This window comes from Allomuricauda sp. CP2A (genome assembly GCF_001683915.1).
In the GTDB taxonomy this organism is placed as follows: domain Bacteria; phylum Bacteroidota; class Bacteroidia; order Flavobacteriales; family Flavobacteriaceae; genus Flagellimonas.
Map to the genome: position 1 here is coordinate 53,708 of NZ_LXTT01000005.1, position 6,000 is coordinate 59,707.

Here is a 6,000-nt window from a genome sequence, read left to right on the forward strand (position 1 = left end):
ATCTTTGGATAAATGGATTCTGTTTCATGTTTCGGCCGCTATTTCCATGAATCTTTGAAACATATTAGAGCTAAGTTTAATATCTGGGCCAAGATTTTTTAGTGGACAATTGACCTTGAGAAAAAATTTTGTCTGGCATTGCCTTCAATACGAATCTTTGAATGGGAGCTTTACCTATTGCAATTCTTAGAGGGTATCGCCTGTCGAACATAAGATTCTATTGCGTTCCCTAAATTTCCCATATCATACTTGGTACAGAAGTTGTGGCTTTATCAACAATGATCAAATTAAATTGTTCCACATTGTTCTTAACAAAAAACAAAAAATCTTCATCAACACTACCACAAATCGACCCCCTGTACAGAAAGGTTGTACAATTCTCAAGTAAATATCGAATTGCTTATTGCGAATCCCTTATGTTCCGCACGAAAGAGGAAGTATCAAGGTCAACATGCAAACAGAGAAGGAAAGAACTCCATATGATTTTAAAGGCGTCCAAAAGGGAACTCAAAAAACTTAAAAAGTAACCGTCCCGTCCGGGATCACTATCCGTGTATTTTGCTTATTGTGTATCCCGGCAACACACTCATCCTGTGTTGGTTTTTTCTGTAATTTCCACCTTTTGAAAAGAACACGGATCTGGCCATTAATCAAGGTCCCGGAACGGTTCACTAACCCAAACATCCTCGATGAAAGCATTTTTGACAATTGGCCTGTTGTTCATGAGCAATTCCTTTATGATCGTGGCCTGGTATGGTCACCTCAAATTTTCAGAATGGAAGTGGTTCAATAAGCTTGGGCTTGTTTCCATAGTACTGATCAGTTGGGGCATAGCGCTGTTTGAATATATGTTCCAAGTACCCGCCAATAGGATTGGGTATAAGGAACATGGGGGACCGTTCAGCCTCATCCAATTGAAAGTACTGCAAGAGGTAACAACATTGGTTGTTTTTGCGATATTCACCTTGGTGGTCTTCAAGACAGAAACGTTTCGTCCGAACCATATCATTTCCTTTCTTTTTTTGATTTTAGCCGTTTATTTCATGTTCAAGAAATGAGATTGGAAACAATAAAATGATTTGGGATGCCACCAGTAGTCCTGTATACTGGCAAATTTCTTGACTGTAGTTTCATAAAGGGACCGAACGGATTAAAGGTCATATTCGGCTCAAAAACAATAAGAATTTGAGCTGATTAAAATATTTATTTGGCTCAGGTTCACTCTTGTGTCACTGAAGGCAGGGATGGAATTTGATCACGAATAAGACTAACAATATGGACTTTATGTCATTGATGAAGGAATATACCGAAGCCCCTATATCTGTATAAAATGGATGAGGCACACCACCTTTCCCAGAAAAAATTGAGTATGTCCCAATAACCTATAAGGAATTGATTTACAAAGCACTGAAACAACAAACTGACTGGTTTATATTTGCCGTTTTCAAGGACTCCCATTATCCGTCTCATCCATGCAGAGAACGGAACAAAAGACAGGGAGTTTTGAGAAACTAAAAAAATGTGATTTGTTTTGGAGGACTATTTTTTCTTCTTCTCCGGATTTTGCCAAGTGTTGAACACGGAGTAAACAATTATCTTTTTTTTTTGTGATTTCGTAAACAATTAGAAACGGAAAACGTTTTATGAATGCTTCCCGGTAAGGTTACCGCTTTTGAGGGAAGTGTTTCGGGTTCGCTACAATCCTCTCGAAATTACCGTCCAAATGTTCCAAGAATTCCTAGTCCAGTCCTGTTCGTTTTTCTTGATAATAAAGATAGGCCTCTATGATTTCCCGGTTGGCCTCATCCTTGATCTCCAAAATATAGGTCATTTACTAGCTGGCGTTTCTTGCATTATTTTTAACCTCTTCCCAAGTAAGTGATTTGCTCTCGCCCTTTAAATGCGCTTCCCTTCGCCTGTCCATCATTTTGTATTGCTCTTCGTCCAAGGTAAGTTCTTGCTCGTCCTTTTGGTAGCTTTCGGCCAATGCCTTTATCATTTTTAAAAGTCTTATGTCCGCAGTGTCCACCTACTCCTTGACCGTTTTCCTTAAATCGATTGTTGCCATGATAGCTTTTTTTTCTAAGAATAAAGGTACGAATTCTATTCCATCGGAACTCCGTTTAAAAGTTTTACAGTGGTCGCCAACGTATGTCGGGCCACATGAAAGCCCAAGTGTTTTTTGATACCCTCCATAGTGGCAGATTGTGAGGATACTTCATATCCCGTTAAAAACCAATCACATAATTTCTATGCTTTGTAATTGGTGGCCTATTTGGTCTTTCTTCTTAATTTTTGGGCTTTACTATTTTAAAGCCAGCAAATTGTGTCATTTTTTAACAAATGGTACAGAATCCTTTAACATGCACAATTTTAAAAGCTATGTTGGAAATATTTAGAAATATAAAAGAACCTATTTGCCCTTATTGGAACCACCCATGTTCACCCCTACCATTCAGCAAGACTGCCATCTTGGTTCCTCCAAATGGGGTTGCTCCATTGGTGCCCTTCCTTCACCGCGCTCCTAAGCTTTTCTTCATCAATGCGGACACCCAGTCCCGGTTCTTTTAAAAGTGAAATATATCCGTCCTCCATGTCAAAAACTTCTGGGTTCTCCATATAGTCCAATAGGTCGTATCCCTTATTATAATGAATACCCAAACTGCTTTCTTGAATGAAGGCATTGATGCTCGTAAAATCAATCTGTAATGCCGATGCCAACGAAATTGGACCTAAAGGGCAGTGCGGTGCCAAAGCAACATCATAGGCCTCGGCCATGGCAGCAATCCTTCTTACCTCGGATATACCGCCGGCATGGCTAAGATCGGGCTGCACAATATCAACAACACCCCTGTGCAGCAGTTCCTTAAAATCCCATCTTGAGAACATGCGTTCCCCGGTGGCAATTGGTATGGATGTGAAGGAATAGATATGTTCCAAAACCCCATTGTTTTCTCCCAATATGGGCTCTTCAATGAACATGGGCCTATAGGGCTCCAGTTCTGTTATGAGCCTTTTCATCATGCCTTTGTGCACCCTTCCATGGAAATCAAGCCCAATATCCAGGTCATCCCCAAATTCCTCCCTGAGCAGTTGGATGTTCTTTGTTACGCTTTTTATTTTTTTTGTGGAATCGATCCATTCCAGTGCCCCTGTGGCATTCATTTTAACTGCCGTATATCCCTCTTTCACCTTGGATTGGGCTTGTTCTATGACGACATCCGGGGTATCGCCCCCGATCCAACAATACATTTTCATTTTCTTTCTGACCGCTCCGCCCAGCAGTTCATACACCGGAACACCCAAAGATTTTCCCTTGATATCCCAAAGTGCCTGGTCAATTCCCGCCAAAGCGCTCATCAAAATGGGTCCTCCTCTGTAAAAGCCTCCGCGGTATATGGTTTGCCAAATATCCTCAATATCATTTGCCGATCGGCCAATGAAATATTTTGAAAGTTCCTGCACACATGTAGCGACCGTATCGGCTTTTCCCTCCACTACAGGCTCTCCCCATCCAACAATGCCTCCTTTAGTGGTTACTTTTAAGAACAACCATCTCGGTGGCACCTTGAACAGCTCAATATTCTCAATCTGCAATTGACCCATTTTCAGTTTTTAAATGTTCCACAAACTTTGATGCACATATTGTAATGGCATTCAATTCTTCCTCAGTTCCGACCCCAGATGGAACCAACGTACTTCCTATACCGACTCCATCGATGCCCGCCTTGAACCAATCGTTCATGGTATCAACCCCTATACCACCAACTGCAAAAAATTTGGTGTTGGAAAAGGGACCCTTTAAAGATCTATAATAGTCCGTTCCTAAATGATTGGCTGGGAAGAGTTTGATGATATCCGCGCCAAAGACAATTGCATCGGCTATCTCCGTTGGGGTAAACGCCCCCATGACCACCGGTATATCAGCCTGTTTGGCCACATCCACTATACCCTTGTTGGTATTGGGCGTGACCAAAAATTGAGCTCCAGCTTCTATAGCTTTTAAAGCCAAATCTGAAGTTGTAATCGTACCTGCCCCGACCAGAATATCTGGATGCTTCTTTCGTACTTTACTGATTTCGGTATCAAAATTTGGTGTATTGGAAGTAACTTCGAGTACCTTAATTCCTCCCTGTATGAGGTGGTCAATTACGCTAGATGTCATTTTGCTGCCCTTAAGGCGGACAATTGAAATGATCTTCTCCTCCAAGATCCTGTATAGTATTTTCTCTTTCTTCATCGTATCACATGTCCTGATAGATTTCCATCCACCACCGAAATAATTTCCTCCTCCGTACTGGTATGCAAATCTCCGTTTATGGTGTGCTTAAGTGCAAAGGCCGCAGTGGCAAATTCTATTGCTTTTTCCGATTTCCAATCCTTGTTCAATGAATGCAGGTAGGCCGCGGCAAAGGCATCCCCGGTACCAAAACGATCTTCCACTTGAACCTCGTAAGGTCTTGAAAAGAAGATAGTACCATCTTTTAGGGCAGCGCCTTGAAGCTTGTTTTGAGAAGCGGAACGATTTTCCCGTATGGTAAAAGCCATATTTTTAACCCCAAAAAGGTCACTTGCCTTCAACATTGCCCTTTTTGTCCGCTCCATCCCGTCCTTTCCAGAGAATTGAAGTCCATATACATCTCCCAGGGCACCCAAGTTGCCAAAGACCACATCAGAGTTTGCTATTATGGCATCAAATATGTTCCGGGCCGTTTTTCCATCCGGCCATAGTGTTCTTCTGAAATTTAGGTCAAAACTGACCTTGACACCGTATTTTTTTGCGGTTTCCGCAGCCAAAATCGACTCTTTGGCGCATTGATCGGATAAGGCTGGCGTGATTCCAGAAAGGTGCAGCCAATTCTTATTTTGTAAAATGGTATCCCAATCTAGTTCCCCAGGCTCTATTTGACTAATTGAGGAACCCTGCCTATCATATACCACCCGCGAAGGCCTGATTGAAGCGCCAAGCTCAATGAAATAGGTGCCCATTCTATTGCCCCCGAGCGAGACAGTATCGGTAGAAACCCCAAATTGATTAAGCCCAAACAAAGCAGCCTTTCCCATTGGATTATTGGGCACCTTGCTTATAAAGGAAACCTGATTTCCCAAAAGGGACAGGGAAACGGCCACATTGGATTCGGCTCCCGCATATCCCACAGCAAATTCTTGGGCAAGCAACAGCTTATCCCCTTTTTGTGAAGGCGTAAGCCTTAACATGATCTCTCCAAAAGTGACAAATTCCATCATTTTTTTATTGTCTTCATATAATTTTCGCGGGTTATCCTTAAGTGTTCCCGCATAAAATTCTCGGCCCTTTGAGCATCTTGGGAAACAATTGCATCGGTTATTAACTGATGATAGTGCATCATTTCCTTCTTTTCTTCTTCAAGGTTCCCTCTAATTGATTTTGCAAAAACCCCGAGTTTAAATTTTGGCATAAGATTAAAAATGGGATCTACCAATAAGTGCAGTACTGGATTATCCACGCAATCGAGCAAAACCCTATGGAATTGGTTGTCGAGTTCGGCCTCTTCCTTTTTATTTTCCAATGGGCATTGCTTCATCTTTTCAATGTTTTCATTCAGTTGGACCAAATGATCTTCTGTCCTGACAACTGCTGACCTTGCAGCTATCATCGGTTCGATCATGGCCCGCGAATCTATGGTGCTCAATAGTAAATCCTTGTCGGAGGACAACTTAAAGAACATGTTCAAAGTTTCGGAAGCATTTTTAATGCTCATTTCTGAAACATAGGCCCCGCTCCCCTTCTTCACCTCCACAATTCCTTTTGCATTTAATCCCTTAATGGCCTCCCGTACCACAGTTCTGCTCACATTAAAAATGGAACAGAGCTCGTTCTCGGTGGGCAACTTCTGTAAAGGTCGATATTGACCTTTTCTTATCGCCCTAGTGAGTTCATTTTCAACATGCTTACTAAGAGATCCTCGATTTTCTATGGGCTGAAACAAATCCATTATGACAATTTATAATACATCATAC

Annotated in this window: 6 protein-coding genes; 1 reads left to right on the plus strand and 5 read right to left on the minus strand. The window is 41.8% G+C overall.

Annotated features, from left to right (window positions below; all coding sequences use genetic code 11):
• Positions 1-689: 689 nt before the first annotated feature.
• Positions 690-1,058 carry a DMT family protein gene (locus tag A7D14_RS00760; RefSeq protein WP_067028940.1) on the plus strand — a complete coding sequence of 123 codons (369 nt, stop codon included), beginning with the start codon at positions 690-692 and terminating at the stop codon, positions 1,056-1,058.
• A 776-nt stretch (positions 1,059-1,834) separates the two neighbouring features.
• On the opposite strand, the gene A7D14_RS00765 is transcribed toward A7D14_RS00760, so the two are convergent.
• The 5 genes from A7D14_RS00765 to A7D14_RS00785 all read right to left on the minus strand — a co-directional run bounded on the left by A7D14_RS00765 (position 1,835) and on the right by A7D14_RS00785 (position 5,975).
• Positions 1,835-1,999, minus strand: a complete 165-nt coding sequence (locus A7D14_RS00765) for an addiction module protein (protein WP_255307357.1) — start codon at positions 1,997-1,999, stop codon at positions 1,835-1,837.
• Between the two features lie 449 nt (positions 2,000-2,448).
• The gene (dgoD, locus tag A7D14_RS00770; RefSeq protein ID WP_409552654.1) at positions 2,449-3,597 is read right to left on the minus strand and encodes a galactonate dehydratase; all 1,149 of its coding nucleotides are present in this window, start codon (positions 3,595-3,597) and stop codon (positions 2,449-2,451) included.
• On the minus strand, positions 3,587-4,240 hold the full coding sequence (locus A7D14_RS00775; protein ID WP_067028944.1) for a bifunctional 4-hydroxy-2-oxoglutarate aldolase/2-dehydro-3-deoxy-phosphogluconate aldolase: 654 nt from the start codon (positions 4,238-4,240) through the stop codon (positions 3,587-3,589). The genes dgoD and A7D14_RS00775 overlap by 11 nt, the downstream gene beginning before the upstream one ends.
• Positions 4,237-5,247, minus strand: a complete 1,011-nt coding sequence (locus tag A7D14_RS00780; RefSeq protein WP_255307358.1) for a sugar kinase — start codon at positions 5,245-5,247, stop codon at positions 4,237-4,239. Before A7D14_RS00780 ends, A7D14_RS00775 begins: the two co-directional genes overlap by 4 nt.
• Entirely contained in the window at positions 5,244-5,975 is a 732-nt protein-coding gene (locus tag A7D14_RS00785; protein WP_067028946.1) for a FadR/GntR family transcriptional regulator, read from the minus strand. The genes A7D14_RS00780 and A7D14_RS00785 overlap by 4 nt, the downstream gene beginning before the upstream one ends.
• Positions 5,976-6,000 lie beyond the last annotated feature (25 nt).